This window comes from Pedobacter sp. GR22-6 (assembly GCF_037402555.1).
In the GTDB taxonomy this organism is placed as follows: domain Bacteria; phylum Bacteroidota; class Bacteroidia; order Sphingobacteriales; family Sphingobacteriaceae; genus Pedobacter.
This window is the reverse complement of sequence record NZ_JBBEUC010000006.1, coordinates 308393-322511: the sequence shown is the minus strand read 5'-3', so window position 1 is coordinate 322511 and position 14119 is coordinate 308393. Positions and strand designations below refer to the sequence as shown.

General features: G+C 45.7%; 11 protein-coding genes. 5 read left to right on the top strand and 6 right to left on the bottom strand.

Features of this window, described 5'->3' with window-relative positions:
- From WAE59_RS23955 to WAE59_RS23945, 3 genes are all read right to left on the bottom strand, one after another.
- On the bottom strand, positions 1–981 hold a 981-nt coding region (locus WAE59_RS23955; protein WP_337858532.1), incomplete at its 3' end, for a PQQ-dependent sugar dehydrogenase.
- Between the two features lie 17 nt (positions 982–998).
- Entirely contained in the window at positions 999–3359 is a 2361-nt protein-coding gene (locus tag WAE59_RS23950; RefSeq protein WP_337858531.1) for a glycoside hydrolase family 95 protein, read from the bottom strand.
- 107 nt (positions 3360–3466) lie between these two features.
- A complete protein-coding gene (locus WAE59_RS23945; protein ID WP_337858530.1) occupies positions 3467–4366 on the bottom strand; it encodes an AraC family transcriptional regulator in 900 nt (299 codons plus the stop codon).
- Positions 4367–4501: 135 nt separating this feature from the next.
- Between WAE59_RS23945 and WAE59_RS23940 the strand changes: the two genes are divergently transcribed.
- Genes WAE59_RS23940 through WAE59_RS23920 form a run of 5 tightly spaced genes read left to right on the top strand, consistent with a single transcriptional unit; the run spans position 4502 to position 10606 of the window.
- Positions 4502–5299, top strand: a complete 798-nt coding sequence (locus tag WAE59_RS23940) for an SDR family NAD(P)-dependent oxidoreductase (RefSeq protein ID WP_337858529.1) — start codon at positions 4502–4504, stop codon at positions 5297–5299.
- Positions 5292–6521, top strand: a complete 1230-nt coding sequence (locus WAE59_RS23935; protein ID WP_337858528.1) for an enolase C-terminal domain-like protein — start codon at positions 5292–5294, stop codon at positions 6519–6521. The genes WAE59_RS23940 and WAE59_RS23935 overlap by 8 nt, the downstream gene beginning before the upstream one ends.
- 7 nt (positions 6522–6528) lie before the next feature.
- A complete protein-coding gene (locus WAE59_RS23930; protein ID WP_337858527.1) occupies positions 6529–8172 on the top strand; it encodes a sodium:solute symporter in 1644 nt (547 codons plus the stop codon).
- A 58-nt stretch (positions 8173–8230) separates the two neighbouring features.
- Positions 8231–9598, top strand: a complete 1368-nt coding sequence (locus WAE59_RS23925; RefSeq protein ID WP_337858526.1) for a hypothetical protein — start codon at positions 8231–8233, stop codon at positions 9596–9598.
- Between the two features lie 3 nt (positions 9599–9601).
- Positions 9602–10606, top strand: a complete 1005-nt coding sequence (locus WAE59_RS23920; protein ID WP_337858525.1) for an SPFH domain-containing protein — start codon at positions 9602–9604, stop codon at positions 10604–10606.
- Here the strand turns inward: WAE59_RS23920 and WAE59_RS23915 are convergent.
- Genes WAE59_RS23915 through WAE59_RS23905 form a run of 3 tightly spaced genes read right to left on the bottom strand, consistent with a single transcriptional unit; the run spans position 10593 to position 14098 of the window.
- Positions 10593–11492, bottom strand: coding sequence for a DUF6999 family protein (locus tag WAE59_RS23915; protein ID WP_337858524.1), 900 nt, complete (start codon positions 11490–11492; stop codon positions 10593–10595). The two genes, WAE59_RS23920 and WAE59_RS23915, sit on opposite strands and share 14 nt — an antisense overlap.
- A gap of 3 nt (positions 11493–11495) precedes the next feature.
- The gene (locus WAE59_RS23910) at positions 11496–13373 is read right to left on the bottom strand and encodes a beta-ketoacyl-ACP synthase III (protein ID WP_337858523.1); all 1878 of its coding nucleotides are present in this window, start codon (positions 13371–13373) and stop codon (positions 11496–11498) included.
- Positions 13370–14098, bottom strand: a complete 729-nt coding sequence (locus WAE59_RS23905; RefSeq protein ID WP_337858522.1) for a sterol desaturase family protein — start codon at positions 14096–14098, stop codon at positions 13370–13372. The genes WAE59_RS23910 and WAE59_RS23905 overlap by 4 nt, the downstream gene beginning before the upstream one ends.
- Positions 14099–14119 lie beyond the last annotated feature (21 nt).

Below are 14119 nucleotides of genomic sequence, written 5' to 3'. Positions count from 1 at the left end.
CGCATCGTAAAGTTCGCCTGATTTCTTTGTGGCAAAATCGTAGTAACGGTAGGCCTGGTTATCGCCGATAAAATATGGCCAGCCGTAGTTGCCTGCCTTCTTAGCGATGTTAAATTCATCATAAGAACGGGGTCCTCTACTCTCTGAACCATTGGAACCATCAGGCCCCACCTCTCCCCAGTAGAGCCAGTTGGTTTTGCTGTCGATAGTGAGCCGCCAGGGATTCCTGTTGCCCATCGTGTAGATCTCCGGACGGGTATTCGGTGTGCCTTTAGGGAAAAGGTTCCCCTCGGGAATGGTATAAGTACCGTCCGCTTCGGGATGGATCCTCAGGATCTTACCCCTCAGGTCATTGGTGTTGCCGGATGATTTTTGCGCATCTCTGGGCGCTTCGCCCGGGCGTTCATCGATTGGCGTAAAGCCATCGGAGGATCTGGAAAAGGTATTGTCTCCTGTACTCAATAGCAGGTTCTTGTCTTTATCAAACAGCATTCCTCCCCCTACGTGGCAGCATTCCTCTCGTTGTACGACGACATCCAGAACCTTTTTTTCGCTGGCAAGATTGAGCTTTCCGCCTTTCCAGGTAAAGCGCGACAAACGGTTTACCGATTCTGCCTTAGGAGAATAGAAGATGTAGATCCAGTGGTTAGTGGCATAGTCAGGATCCAGGATCACACCCTGCAGTCCATCTTCACCTTCTTCACGTTCACCGTTTTTCTTTACATATTCCCGGCTTACCTGCAGATCGGCAATGACCTCCATTTTATTGGTTGCGGGGTCATAAACTTTGAGTTTACCTTTTCTTTCGGCATACAATACTTTCCCTCCCTCCATAATCTGGAACTGCATCGGCTCTTCCAGTTTTTGGGCCAGGACAACCTTGGTGAACCTGTTGGATTCAGGCTTACCTTCCTGCGCTACTGCGGAAAACTGCAGCAACGACAAAAAACAAAGCCCCTTAAGGGCTTTAATTGGATTCATTTTCATTTTATATTAGGTTACAATTTGTGTGCTACAACTTCCTTCATTGTTCCGTTCACCATCACTTTTACTCTGGCTCCGGAACGTGAAGATATGCGATAACTGATAACTTTCCCATTTTTCCAGGAAAAATTCACCACAAAATTGCCCCTTGCCTTCAAGCCTTTTACGTTTCCATAAGACTTCCAGGCATCCGGTACTGCCGGAAGCAGATCTATGAAACCATCATGGCTTTGGATCAGCATCTCCGCAATACCGGCTGTAGCTCCAAAATTTCCATCGATCTGGAATGGAGGTCCTGCTGAAAGCATGTTTGGATACACTCCGCCACCTGCTCCATAATTGATATCCGTCCGACTGGTCGGCTTCAGGATTTCCTTCAGTAGTTTGAAAGCCCGGTTCCCATCTTTCAGTCTTGCCCAGAACAATAACTTATAAGCAATGGTCCAGCTTGGGCCATCATCTCCCCTGACCTCCAATGTCTTCTTTGCGGCCTCCGCCAGTAGCGGGCTCTGTGATGGTGTGATGAGTGAAGCAGGATACAGGCCATAAAGATGTGAAATGTGGCGGTGTTGCGGATCTGTTTCTTTATAATCTTCCAGCCATTCCTGGATGCGTCCGCTCTTGCTGATCACACCTGCCGGAGGAACTGATTTCAATTTTTCTTCCAGTTGTTTTCTGAACTCAGGATCGATGTTTAGTCTTTTAGCTGCCGTTATCACATTGCCAAAGAGCTCTCTGACGATCTGATTGTCTATCGTAGGTCCCATAGATACATTGGCAGTTTTTCCATTGGGCAGGTAAAAGGAGTTCTCCGGTGATACTGAGGGCGATGTGACCAGCCAACCAGTTTTAGGATCCTTCACGAGTGCGCTGCTGTAGAACTGGGCAGATCCTTTTAATATGGGGTAAATGCTTTTCAGGTAGGCCAGGTCATTGGTAAAAGCATAGTGGTCCCAAAGGTTGTTGCACAACCATCCAGAACCGGCATTGGCCACGCCCCAGGATGCACTTTCGCCGGGCTCTGTAAAACCCCATACATTGGTGATGACATGCGCTATCCAGCCCTCGGCATTGTAGTAGGCTTTTGCTGTACGCTGTCCGGGTTCTACCAGATTCCTAACCAGGTCAGCTAACGGGAGGTTAAGCTCTGATAAATTCGTTACCTCTACTGGCCAATGGTTCATCTGTACGTTCACATCCAGGTGATAATCTCCATTCCAGGGCGTATTGATTTCCTTTGCCCAAAGGCCCTGCAGATTGGGAGGTAACAAGCCTACCCGGGTACTGCTGATGGTCAGGTAGCGTCCAAATTGAAAGAACAAAGCTGCCAGTGCAGGATCGTCGTCAGCATGCTGATAAAACTGATCTAACCTGCTGATGACCGGCAATTTTGAAGACGCACCTTCGCCCAGATCGAGGCTTACCCGCTTGAAGAATTTGCCGAACCTGGTGATGTGGTTGGCCTTTTGCAAGGCGTATGGTTTGGTAACCGCTTTCTGTAAAATGGACTTAGTTTGTGCTTTAAAATCAAATCCTCTGAAATCTGTGGCTGCCGACAAATAGATGATCAGCTCGGTAGCACCTTCTACAACCAGCGCATCTGATGTGCTGCTGAGCTTCCCGTCTTTCAACCTGGTCTGTACCCTACAAAGGTATTGCATTCCCTTACCGTCGGTTCCATTGTCCAGCTGGCCGTACATCTGCAGTTCCTTACCTTCAGTTTTAACTGCAAAGCGCTCTGGTCTATTTAAGGAAATTCTGCAGTTCAAGCTTCCGGCTTTAGTCGCTGTAATGCGGATCATACTAATGTCGTCATCAAAACTGGTAAAGTATTCCCGCTTGAAATTGTTGCCATCTAAAGTGTATTCGGTTGTGGCAATCGCCTGGTCGAGCGAAAGTTCGCGTTTATAATTGCTGGTTTTCAATTCGTTTGACCCTGCTGGTGTTTTGTAGTTATAGTCGATCTGAAGTGCACCCATGGTCTGGTATTTCCCCCATTGCGCACCGCCTGAACCCGGACCTTTACATACAAAGTTTTTGTTGACGAGGTCCTGAGCTTCTTCATTCTTCCCTTCCATGATCAGCTTCCTGATTTCGGGGAGGCTTTTATACGCCTCGTAATTATTTGCATCCTGTGGGCTTCCGGACCACAACGTAATGTCGTTCAGTACGATGGTTTCTTTTTTGATGCCACCATCGGGTGTCATGCCCAATCTGCCGTTGCCCATAGGGAATGTCGATTCCCATGTCGCTGCGGGGATATCGGATGTCAATTTGAGTGGTTTCTGCTGTCCAAATAGACTGGACGAAAGCAGGCAAGATAATAAAAGTGTCAGTAAAGATTTTCTGTTCACACTAATGGATTCTAGGTGCATGGATTAGTATATTCGGTTGATTACGGAGGTAAAGCTATTAAATGTGCAGGAGCTAAAAAATGGACTAAGCCTTCATGGAGATGGACTATTCTTGCAAAATGAAGGTTCTAGAATTTCTTCGTCGACAAACGATACTGTTCGGGCGACATGCCCATATACTTTTTAAATATCCTCGAAAAGTAATATTGGTCTTCGTAACCAAGTTGCATGGCCACCTGCTTGATTTTTATATCTTGAGAAAACAACAATTGACAGGCCTTCTGCATTTTTAGGTGCAGGAAATAATCGATGGGCGGCATTCCTGTGCTTTTGCGGAACAGACTGGAAAAATGTGAATTGGAAAAATGATGATTGGCGGCCATATCGTCCACACTTAGCTTTTGATCCAGGTTTGCTTTCATGTACAGGATCGACTCCGTAATCATATCTGTTCCTGCTTCCTCTTCAGTGACAATGTGTTTGTCTGTGAAAAAGAAGGTCGCCAGAAAATGATGCAGGCAAAAACTTGCGTTGCAAAGGTTATCTATGCTATAACCCATTTCGAGGCTCTTGTAAATACTGTTCCAGATGTCGATGCCTTTCTGGTTAAATGGGATGGGCTGCGGACCCTTACCAATGTGTACATTCAAAAGGTTATTGAAAGCCTCCATACTGCTGCCACGGTAGTGGATCCAGTAAATAGTCCATGGTTCTACCACGTCTGCCCAGTACCTCATGTATTTGTCCGTTGCAGGCACATGGATAAACTGATTTGCAGATACTTCAAAACGTTTGTCGTCGATGATAAAATGTCCTTTTCCATTCAGGCAATAAATGAGTATGTTGTCTTCGCAACCCTTCCTTCTTTCTCTATAATGTGCTGAAGCTTTGGGGAAATAGCCGATATGTGTGATATAAAGGTTGAAGATCTCCGGATGGCGAATTACTGCATCTTTCCAGAGTTTTTGCGGAAGGCTGATCATTTTTTCGCCTTCGAAGCCGTTTCTTCTTTTCGCTGATTTGCCCATAGTACCGAGTTATTTAATAGGATATTCCATCGGCACTAATGTATATAAAAAATCTTTAGATCGTCAGATAGTCCATTTAAATAAGTGGATTGACCATTCCTATTAATTACTATGGACTTTAATTTTACTTTCCACATGAATCAACTTAAAGACAAAGTCATTTTTCTGACCGGGGGCACCGAAGGTATCGGTTTCGAGTGTGCCAGGTTGTACCATCGCCATGGAGCCAAACTGGCCATCCTTAGTCATTCTCCGGATAGCATTGCAAAAGCGACACTTTTACTACGGCATCCTGATATCCTGTATCTAAAGGCCGACGTGGCCGTATACACTGAAGTACAATCAGCAATGGAGCAGGCCTTAAAGCAGTTTGGCCGCATAGATGTGATTCACAATAATGCCGGAATTGCTGCGCCATCGAAGACACTCGATGATACCAGTGATGATGAATGGGAACGACTGTTCGCTGTCAATGTAAAAGGCATTTACCATACCACACTTGCAGGTGTAGTTGAGCTTAAAAAGAATTCTGGGAATATATTGAATACCAGTAGTCTGGTTGCTGAGATCGGTCAGGAGATTCATGCCGCTTATACCGCTACTAAAGGAGCTGTCAATTCCCTAACCAAATCTATGGCCCTGGATTACGCTCCATATGGCATCCGTGTCAATGCTGTAGCGCCGGCTGGCGTGTGGACCCCTATGTTGCGCAGCTGGAGCGGAGAGCAGCCCAACAGTGCTTCGATTGAAGATTACCCGGACGGCATTCATGCGCTGGGTTATTGTCCTGAAGGAGATGTTATTGCAGATGCCTGCCTCTTCCTCATATCTGAACAGGCGAGGTTCATTACCGGATGTATTCTTCCGGTCAGCGGAGGCGCAGAGTTGGGGTACAAAAAACACCAGGAAGTAAACCAGAAATCTTATGATTAGAAAAATAGCCATTCGCGACCGCCGTTTTGAACTTGACGGCAGTGCCGGAAGCGATGCAGTGCATAAAGATCCCATTTATTCTTATGCGGTAACGGAACTGATCGACGAAGGTGGGCTCGTAGGTACCGGAATTGCATTTACCCTGGGTGCGGGAAATGAGCTGGTATGTCAGGCGGCCAAGTATTACGCCGACAAACTGATCGGTAAGGACATCGAAGAAATTATGGCCGGTTTTGGGACTCTATTTTACCAGTTTTCCAACGAACAGCAATTCCGCTGGCTGGGTCCGCATAAAGGCGTGGTTCATCTGGCTTTGGCTTCGGTGACCAATGCCTGTTATGACCTTTGGGCAAAGAAACGCCAGCAGCCTCTCTGGAAGTTGCTGACCAGCCTGAGTCCGGAAGCCCTGGTCGCTACGCTCGACCTATCCTACCTGGAAGAGGAGCTTAGCGCTGAGCAAGCGATTGCCTTATTGAAGGAAAACCAGACAGGTAGGGAAACGAGATCAGCCATACTGAAGACCGGATATCCGGGCTACGATACCTCGATTGGCTGGTTCAATTATAGCGATGATAAAGTGCGGGAAAATTGTAAAAAGGCGATAGCAGAAGGCTTCACCGCGATGAAGCTCAAGGTGGGCTCTGCCGATCCTGAACGCGATATCCGTAGGGCAAATATCGTAAGAGAAGTCGCAGGCGCCGAGATCAAAGTAATGCTGGATGCCAATCAGCAATGGACCCTGCCGCAGGCGCTCAGGATTTGTTCCCAATTGAAGTCTATGAATCCTTATTGGATTGAAGAACCCACCCATCCGGATGATGTGATTGCACATCAGGTGCTTGCCGAAGCCATTTCTCCTATGAAACTGGCTTTGGGAGAACATGTGCCCAACCGGATCATCTTTAAGAACTATCTGCAGAGCAGATCAGCAGCTTTTATCCAGGTAGATGCGGTGCGCGTTGGTGGGGTCAGCGAATTCATCACAGTCAGCCTGCTTTGTAAAAAATTCGGCATTCCCGTAGTGCCACATGTTGGTGATATGGGACAGTTGCATCAACATCTGGTGCTGTTCAACCACATCAGTTTAAACCACGAAGCCCTGTTTCTTGAACATATCCCCCACCTGCAAAAGTATTTTTTGCAGCCCGCGAAAATCAGACATGGTGTTTATCAGACTCCGCAAGAGCCTGGCAGTAGTTGCGATTTCATTAATTTATCTTAACTAAGCTATGATCGGATCATTAGACCTCATCATCATCGTCGCCTATATTGTTGGAATAGTAGCGGTAGGCCTTTGGGCTGGCACGAGGAAGGCTGTTGCACAAGATAGTGCTGGTGAATATTTTCTCGCAGGTAAAACACTCAAATGGCCAGTGATTGGCCTTGCACTTTTCGCTACTAATATTTCCTGTGTACATCTGGTTAGCCTGGCACAGAGCGGATTTGATACTGGGCTGCTCAATGGTAACTTTGAATGGATGGCTGCTTTTGTGCTGATCCTGCTGGCTTTGTTTTTCGCACCTTTCTATATTAAATCCGGGGTGAGCACATTACCGGATTTCCTGGAAAGGCGTTACGACCGATCAAGCCGAGACTGGCTGGCTTTCGTCTCCATCCTGTCTGCAGTCATCATCCATATTGCTTTCTCCCTGCTTGCTGGTGGTATCGTATTGGAAACGCTCTTTGGTATAGATATGTATACGAGTGTGATCATCATTTCGTTGCTGACTGCGGTATATACTGTAATCGGCGGACTCAGGGCTGTGGTGGTGACGGAATCCATACAGACCATTGTGCTGCTGGGTGGTGCGGTGATCATGAGCATCGCTGCCTACCTCAAAATGGGCGGATGGGCCCCCATGGTTCAGGTGCTCAGCGAAAACGATCAGCTGGATAAATTGTCCATGATGCGTCCGCATGGCGATGAAAGCGGCATGCCCTGGTATTCGGTTTTTTTGGGTTATCCGGTGATCGGGATTTGGTATTGGTGTGCCGATCAGACGATCGTCCAGCGGGTTTTAGGAGCAAAAGATGAAAACCATGCACGTCTCGGGCCTTTATTTTGTGGCTTCATTAAAATACTCCCGGTCTTCATCTTTGTGCTGCCCGGACTCTTTGCTTATACGCTGGCAAAAAGCGGGCAAATGGACCTCAGTAGCCTGAAGGTGATGGAAAATGGAAAAGAGGTACTAAAAAGTAAGGGGATTTACACACTAATGATCACCCAACTGGTGCCGAGCGGACTAATCGGCATTCTGGTAGCTGCGCTTATTTCCGGTCTGATGAGCCAGATTTCCGGGGCTTTAAACTCCATCTCAACCATGGCCAGCTACGACATTTACCAGAGATACCGGCCGGAAGCTTCTGCAAAAGAGCTGGTATCTGTCGGTAAAATCTCTGCTATAGTCGCGGTGCTGTTTTCTTTGGCTTTATTGCCGCTGCTGAACAGCTATGAAAGTATTTTTAATGGCCTCAATGAGATCATCGCACATATAGCCCCGCCGATCACCTGCGTATTTCTGATGGGTATTTTCTGGGAAAAAGCTTCAGCATCCTCTGCGAAATACACTTTATGGATCGGATCGGCAGCCGGGCTGTTTATTTTTGTAATCAATAAGCTCTTGCCGGGCAACCCACTCAGCGGTATTCCTTTCATGATGATGGCTTTTTACCTGTTTTGTTTTTGCATGCTGGTGCAGACTGTTTTTTCATTTCTTCATCCGGCAAAGCATACTGTGGAAAGCAGAAAGTTGTACTGGGGCTCGCCCTTTAAATCCCTGGAGGCGCCAGGTTGGAAAGGAATTGGCAACTATAAATTCTTGTCCTTGTTGCTCTTCCTGATCATGGCCTTATTATTTTATATTTTCCGGTAGTTTTTTGGACTAAAAATTGTTTGTGTTTAAGTCTACCTTGAACACAAACGCTTTTTAAATGGCCAAACAAATTAAAGTCATCAAATGCCCGCAATGCGGAAGTACAGATAAAACCGAGATCAAGCCTGATTTCTACAGGTGCAATAGCTGCCAGACAGAATATTTTCTGGATGACGACGATGTCACGATAAACTACAACCACAACTATAATCACAATAATAACCCTGCCTTCGGAAATGATGCCAGTAAGAAGGCAATTAAAGTTGTGGCCATTGTATTTGGTGTGATCATGTTGCTGGTCATATTGATCAACATCTTGTCGGCAGTTTTCAGTAGCAGTAACAGTAGCAACAGCCCTGCACAAACCTATAGTGTGACAGAACGCGTACCTGAAGAGCAGGGCTTTAGTGCCAGCAGGTACAATCCTCAGTTGTTTCACAAATCAGGCACAGACCAGCCACTTTTTATGGTACTCGAGAGTCGTCGCTACCGGGCCAGTTCGGAAGAAAAAGACAATGGCCTTTACCTGGTTGTATACGATCCGCTCGCTAAGAAAGAGCTTGCTGCGCAAAAAGTCGGTGATGATAATTTTTCGGGCAGTAACGTGAGCATCCGCAGTTTCAATGATGGCAACATGTATGTCATTATAGATAAAACCACCCTTTACCAGTTTGACAAGGAAAGGCTGAAGCTGGTGGAAGCAGGCAAGAAGTTTTTCTCAGCCAAACAGGAACTTCAAATTGGCGTGGCTACAGTTGAATTTGTCTATTCTGATAATGGTGACGGACTAGTTTTGCTCAGCAATGATGGAAAGAAATTTTACTACTATCCCCTGGTGCAGAAACTTTACAAGGAGGACGATTATTACGATGCCAGACGCGGCTTCAGCAATCTCCTTCCTGGTGCGCAAGAAAAAACTATCCATGTATTTACCAGACAGAGTTCAGACTATCCCGAGGACAAACTGATGCTGCTAAAAATCAGATATAAAGACAATGGATCAGGGCCAAAAGATGTGCCAGATAACATCTCCTGGCGAAAAGACTACGGTGGTTCGGGGATATTTACAGACCGCGATCCTTATAGAAAGGTTTTGTTTGATAGTTATATGAAGGCCTCGGAAAGGGTTATCGACTGGAAAGACCTCACGCCACAAAGGCTTTATTTCTCACCAGAGGTTTTATTGGACGAAGGTGGGACGCTGATCATCAGCTTTAAAGCAAATGCCGCCCCAAACAGTGCTTATAAAATGCAGAAGATCAACAGCAGTACCGGTACTCCTGAGTGGACAGCCGATTTGCCAAAGGACCAGAAATTCAAAAGTGTACTGAACTATAAATCCGGCTACATCGCAGTAGCTGATAGTGATGAGTTATTTTTCTACGACAATAAAGGAATTCAAACCGGTAATTTTAAACTCGATTAAGCCATGGGATTAGGAGATTTTTTCAAAAGACAACTTGCTACAGTAATTGAATGGAAGGATCAGGAACCAGAACTCCTGCTATATAAATTTCCTGTGCCTACCTCCGAGATCAAGAATGCGAGTAAGCTCATCGTATCGCCAGGTCAGGGCTGTATTCTGGTATATGAAGGACAGATTAAAGATGTGATTAAGGAAGATGGTGTGCTTAATTTGCAGACCGAAAATCACCCATTCATTACCAACCTGATGAAATTTGCACAGTTCTTTGAAAGTGAACACAAACTGCACATTTACTTTTATAGGAAAGCAGAAGTAGTGAACCAGTCCTGGGGAACAGCCAGCCCAATCAAATACCTGGATGCGGTTTATCAGATTCCGGTAGAGCTGGGAATGCACGGAAACTATTCGATGCGCGTTGCAGATCCACTTTTATTATTTAAAGACATAGTTGGCTCGGCAGACAGGTATAGCACTTCAGAGGCACGGTCGCTTCTTAACTCCAGGATTCCAGCGGTACTCACCTCCTACCTGGCTCAAGCCAAATTCTCCTATTTAGATATTGATGCCCAATTGGAAGTATTATCTAAAGCATTGCGGGAAAAACTTAATGCAGAATATGCTGTACTAGGTCTTGAACTGAAAGACTTCAGGATTCAGGGCACTTCATTCGATCCCGCTACACAAGAAAGGATTGGCAAGATTGCAGATCTAACCACAGACAGCCGTGCGGCTGCGGAGGCTGGTTTGAGTTATGTAGAGATAGAGAAATTAAAAGCGCTGAGAGATGCAGCCAGAAATGAAGGCGGACTGGCAGGTGCAGGACTACAACTGGGCTTCGGTATGGAGATGGGTAAGGTATTGGATGATAAAAAAGAAACATTGAGCAGCTACCAGGCCAATACTGATCCGGTAACTCAGCTACAGAAACTGAAACTGTTGCTGGACGAAGGCATTCTTACTCAGGAAGAATTTGATACTAAGAAGAAGGAGATCCTCAGTAAGATGTAGTGAGTCTGGATTCCGATTCCAATTTGGCCTGTACAAGCATCGCGTGCAACACTTCAGTAGAGAAGCCATGAAGCAGCAGACGAAATGCGGCACCGGCAGTAGGCAGTGGAATCATCGGGTGCTTATTGTTCAATGCTGTCAGTTTTTCCGGACAATCCATAATGGTACTGGCGTAGATACCAATGACTTCATCCAGTTGTAATGAATTGGTGGCCCTCCAGAAATCATTATCGGTTAAGTAGAACTGATAAACAGGAGTAAAGATCTCGATTGCCGTTCCCAGATCAATAAAATTTGTCCAGCCGTCCCGGAAATCGGAAAAGGGAATTTCCCCGGTGGTGATAGCAGTAAAGTCAGGGTTTTCCTTCTTGACAATTTTAAGGCCCTGTTCTGCTATCGCGTTATTAAGATTGATGATGAAATTGTACAAGTTTAGGTCATGTTCTAAAAATAGATTGTCTTTTACGTCGCTGACAGCTAGGGGCTTTAGCGGATTCATTGGAATTTTTTCCGCACCGTCTACATTGTCTTTGATGAAACGCAGCACTTCAGATCCTAAGTAAAAATGCCTGAGGATAACAAAATTAGCCTCCGGAGTGATGAAATACTTCATTCCCCAATACAATGATTTATGCAACATCCTGGGCGCATTGATTAAGTTGGGGATAAAGATCTTAAACAACTGCATCAGCACGATTGACAGCCTGGCGAATACTTTTGCGACCGGATAAAGGAATTGTCTGCTCTTGCTTGCAGAATCGTAAAGAAATGCGGCCTTTGCATCCGGGCTAAAGGGTACGCTCCTGTCCAAAAATAGCGCATGCCAATGACTTGGGTTCCTTGGGTCATTGACCATTTGTTCGAAATATTCTCTCTTATGCAGCATGGCTTAAAAATTATCTAGTTCTTCTAATTGTAGGGTGTAGAGCTTGGCTACCACTTTAGCAGTTTTTACTATTTTTTCTGCCATTTCTTTACTGAGCAGGTCAGACTGTATGGCTTGTTCAAATCGCTCAAAATGGTTGTCGTTACTATCGCTGCTTTCGTGATAGATAAAGAAAGATACCTGATCTTTATCTAATCCCAGCTGTTGCTGGATTGCCCGGCCCCACTTGCCAGACACCCTGTTGCCAAGACCTTCGATGATAAACATCCCGCCGAGCAAGTCAAATGGATTTGGCTGGCTGGCCCTGTGGAACATATATGCGCTTAGCGCTTCACTACCAATATTCTTGATCCCGGTAAGTATTTCCACTTCCTTTCCGCCGCAATTGATGTAATTCTTTTCAAGCATCTGGTAATCCCGATGCTCATCTGAAGAATGCCGGATAAAGGCAGAACGTACCGGGAAGTGCTCCATACTTACATTGGATGCAGCTCTGGCTATCCACTGGGAGCCATCTATCACCTGTTGACGAAGGTTGACCAACAGTCTTTTATATTCCTCCAGAGAAAGCGTTCCTTTAAATATCTTTTTTACAATGGGCACATTCTGAAGGTTACGTTCGAAATCAAACCATACACCAGTCAACTGTCTCACGAGCCATTCCTGTACTGGCTTCTCCTGCACCCGGATCTCCGGTGCCCTGATCGCAGCAATGTCTTCTGCAATGAAGTTAAATGCGTTGTCAGAATGTTCAGTGACGGATAACATCATATACCCCGTGATGAAGCGGCCGCTTTCCGGAACCATGCAAAGTATGCGCTGACCTGCTTTTAGTTTTCCGCTTTTAATCAGTTCGTCCAGCATCACAAATATGGAGGCCGAGCCAATATTGCCCACTGTATAGAGATTACTGAACCATCGTTCCTCTGGGATCTCTACACCGCCTTGCTTTAGCAGTTCTACGATCTGAGGTTTGAAATGATGAGAAGAATAATGGCAGACCAGCCAGTCGATCTCCGCAACTTCAATTTTACTTTCGTCGATCAGTTCAAAGAACCGCTGTATGCCTAGCTTAACAATATTGTCTACAAGACTCATATCCTGTTTTAGGTTCAACGCGCCTGCAGCATTGGCCTCAGAAATGGTAGCATAATCCAACCAGGTCTTGGGTACATTGCCATTCGCGTCCTTATTGGTTCCGGTGTACATGCAGAGCTCATGTTCATGTGCATAAGATTTCAAGTCAATCCAGTCAATCTCGAGGGACACACCTTTTCCAGACGGTTCATTTTGTAGCAACATTGCTCCTGCCCCATCACTCAGCATCCAGCGCAGGAAATCAATTTCTATTGGCAGATTGTCAAGACCCTCAAACGCAGCCTGTCCCGCGAATCTGTCGGCCTTGAACATGCGGCTGGGAAGTTCCGCTGCACAGCAAACCGCGTTACGAACAGTACCAGCTTTTAACTGATGAAAAGCATTCTGTATGGCCATCATGCTTGCTGCACAGACACTTTGATGAGAAGCAATGCCACACCTACCCAAGCCGCTTGCAGCATGTACCATACTTGCGAATCCGGGTACCGGAAGGTCACTTTGTGTCGTAGCAGTACTGAGAAATTCTACCTCAGCAGGATTAATATTGCTTCCTGATAGACAGTTACGTATCGCTTCTGCAGCCATATCATAGGCTTTGTGCGTGCTCTGTTGGGATGTATCCAGGGCATAATACCGGGTTTTGATCCCGTTCTTTCTCAGAAAAATGGGCCGGGTTCTAGAAGCTTGCCCATTGAACAGACCCAGGAAAGTTTCCATTTCGTCATTTCCCACCGGAGCGTTGGGGAAGAAGCTTCCGGTCGCGGTCATAAATACTTTATTCATTGAGATGATTTTACTGATGTTTTAAATAGGTTGTCCAACCAAGGTAACAAAAATCCCATATTGCCGCGCCCTTTTTTATGGTGCATACTATGGCGATAGGAAAATTTAAGCAAGTGCTCGGGTTGATGTTTACTGAATAAATCGTAATTGCAATGTCCAAGTAAATTGATGAGCAGACTCATGACTGGTAGTGATAAAATTGCAGTTGCTTGAAATGGATAAACCAACAAGGGGAAGAAAATGACTGTACCTAATAGAAAAGCCTCCATCCAATGAAAGCTGAATGTTGAGAATACCGTTGGTTCTTTGGAATGGTGATGCACCCAGTGAACGTGCTTGATCAAGAAAGGCCTGTGCAGCAACACATGACAGGCATAGAAATGTATTTCGTTCCAGAAGAACAGCAGTATGATCTGAGGGATTACCCACCAGCTCAATTCATAGCTGATTTGAAAAATTCCATATTGCAAGCCCTGCTGAATCAATATGCCCTGTAAACTAAAAACAAAGATAGAGCGCATGGATTGCCAGATTTCCTTTTTAAGCTGGCCTGGATAGCGGTGGTGATTATCTACCATCAGCAGGTTGTTCCGCTTGGCAAGTAGTTTGAACAACCACTGTCCCAGGAGTGTGACCGACCAGTACAACAGGTTAAAAAAGATCCATAAAGCGATAAAAGCCTGGTACCAGCTTGCGAAAGTCCACCTAAACAATTCTTCGAGCATTGTTTAAATATAAACATAAAT

Bases quoted from the DNA above. Each gene is read 5' to 3' on its own strand.
- WAE59_RS23930 (WP_337858527.1), top strand. From the start codon at position 6,529: ATGATCGGATCATTAGACCTCATCATCATCGTCGCCTATATTGTTGGA.
- WAE59_RS23905 (WP_337858522.1), bottom strand. From the start codon at position 14,098: ATGCTCGAAGAATTGTTTAGGTGGACTTTCGCAAGCTGGTACCAGGCT.
- WAE59_RS23935 (WP_337858528.1), top strand. From the start codon at position 5,292: ATGATTAGAAAAATAGCCATTCGCGACCGCCGTTTTGAACTTGACGGC.
- WAE59_RS23945 (WP_337858530.1), bottom strand. From the start codon at position 4,366: ATGGGCAAATCAGCGAAAAGAAGAAACGGCTTCGAAGGCGAAAAAATG.
- WAE59_RS23920 (WP_337858525.1), top strand. From the start codon at position 9,602: ATGGGATTAGGAGATTTTTTCAAAAGACAACTTGCTACAGTAATTGAA.
- WAE59_RS23950 (WP_337858531.1), bottom strand. From the start codon at position 3,359: ATGCACCTAGAATCCATTAGTGTGAACAGAAAATCTTTACTGACACTT.
- WAE59_RS23940 (WP_337858529.1), top strand. From the start codon at position 4,502: ATGAATCAACTTAAAGACAAAGTCATTTTTCTGACCGGGGGCACCGAA.
- WAE59_RS23925 (WP_337858526.1), top strand. From the start codon at position 8,231: ATGGCCAAACAAATTAAAGTCATCAAATGCCCGCAATGCGGAAGTACA.
- WAE59_RS23915 (WP_337858524.1), bottom strand. From the start codon at position 11,492: ATGCTGCATAAGAGAGAATATTTCGAACAAATGGTCAATGACCCAAGG.
- WAE59_RS23910 (WP_337858523.1), bottom strand. From the start codon at position 13,373: ATGAATAAAGTATTTATGACCGCGACCGGAAGCTTCTTCCCCAACGCT.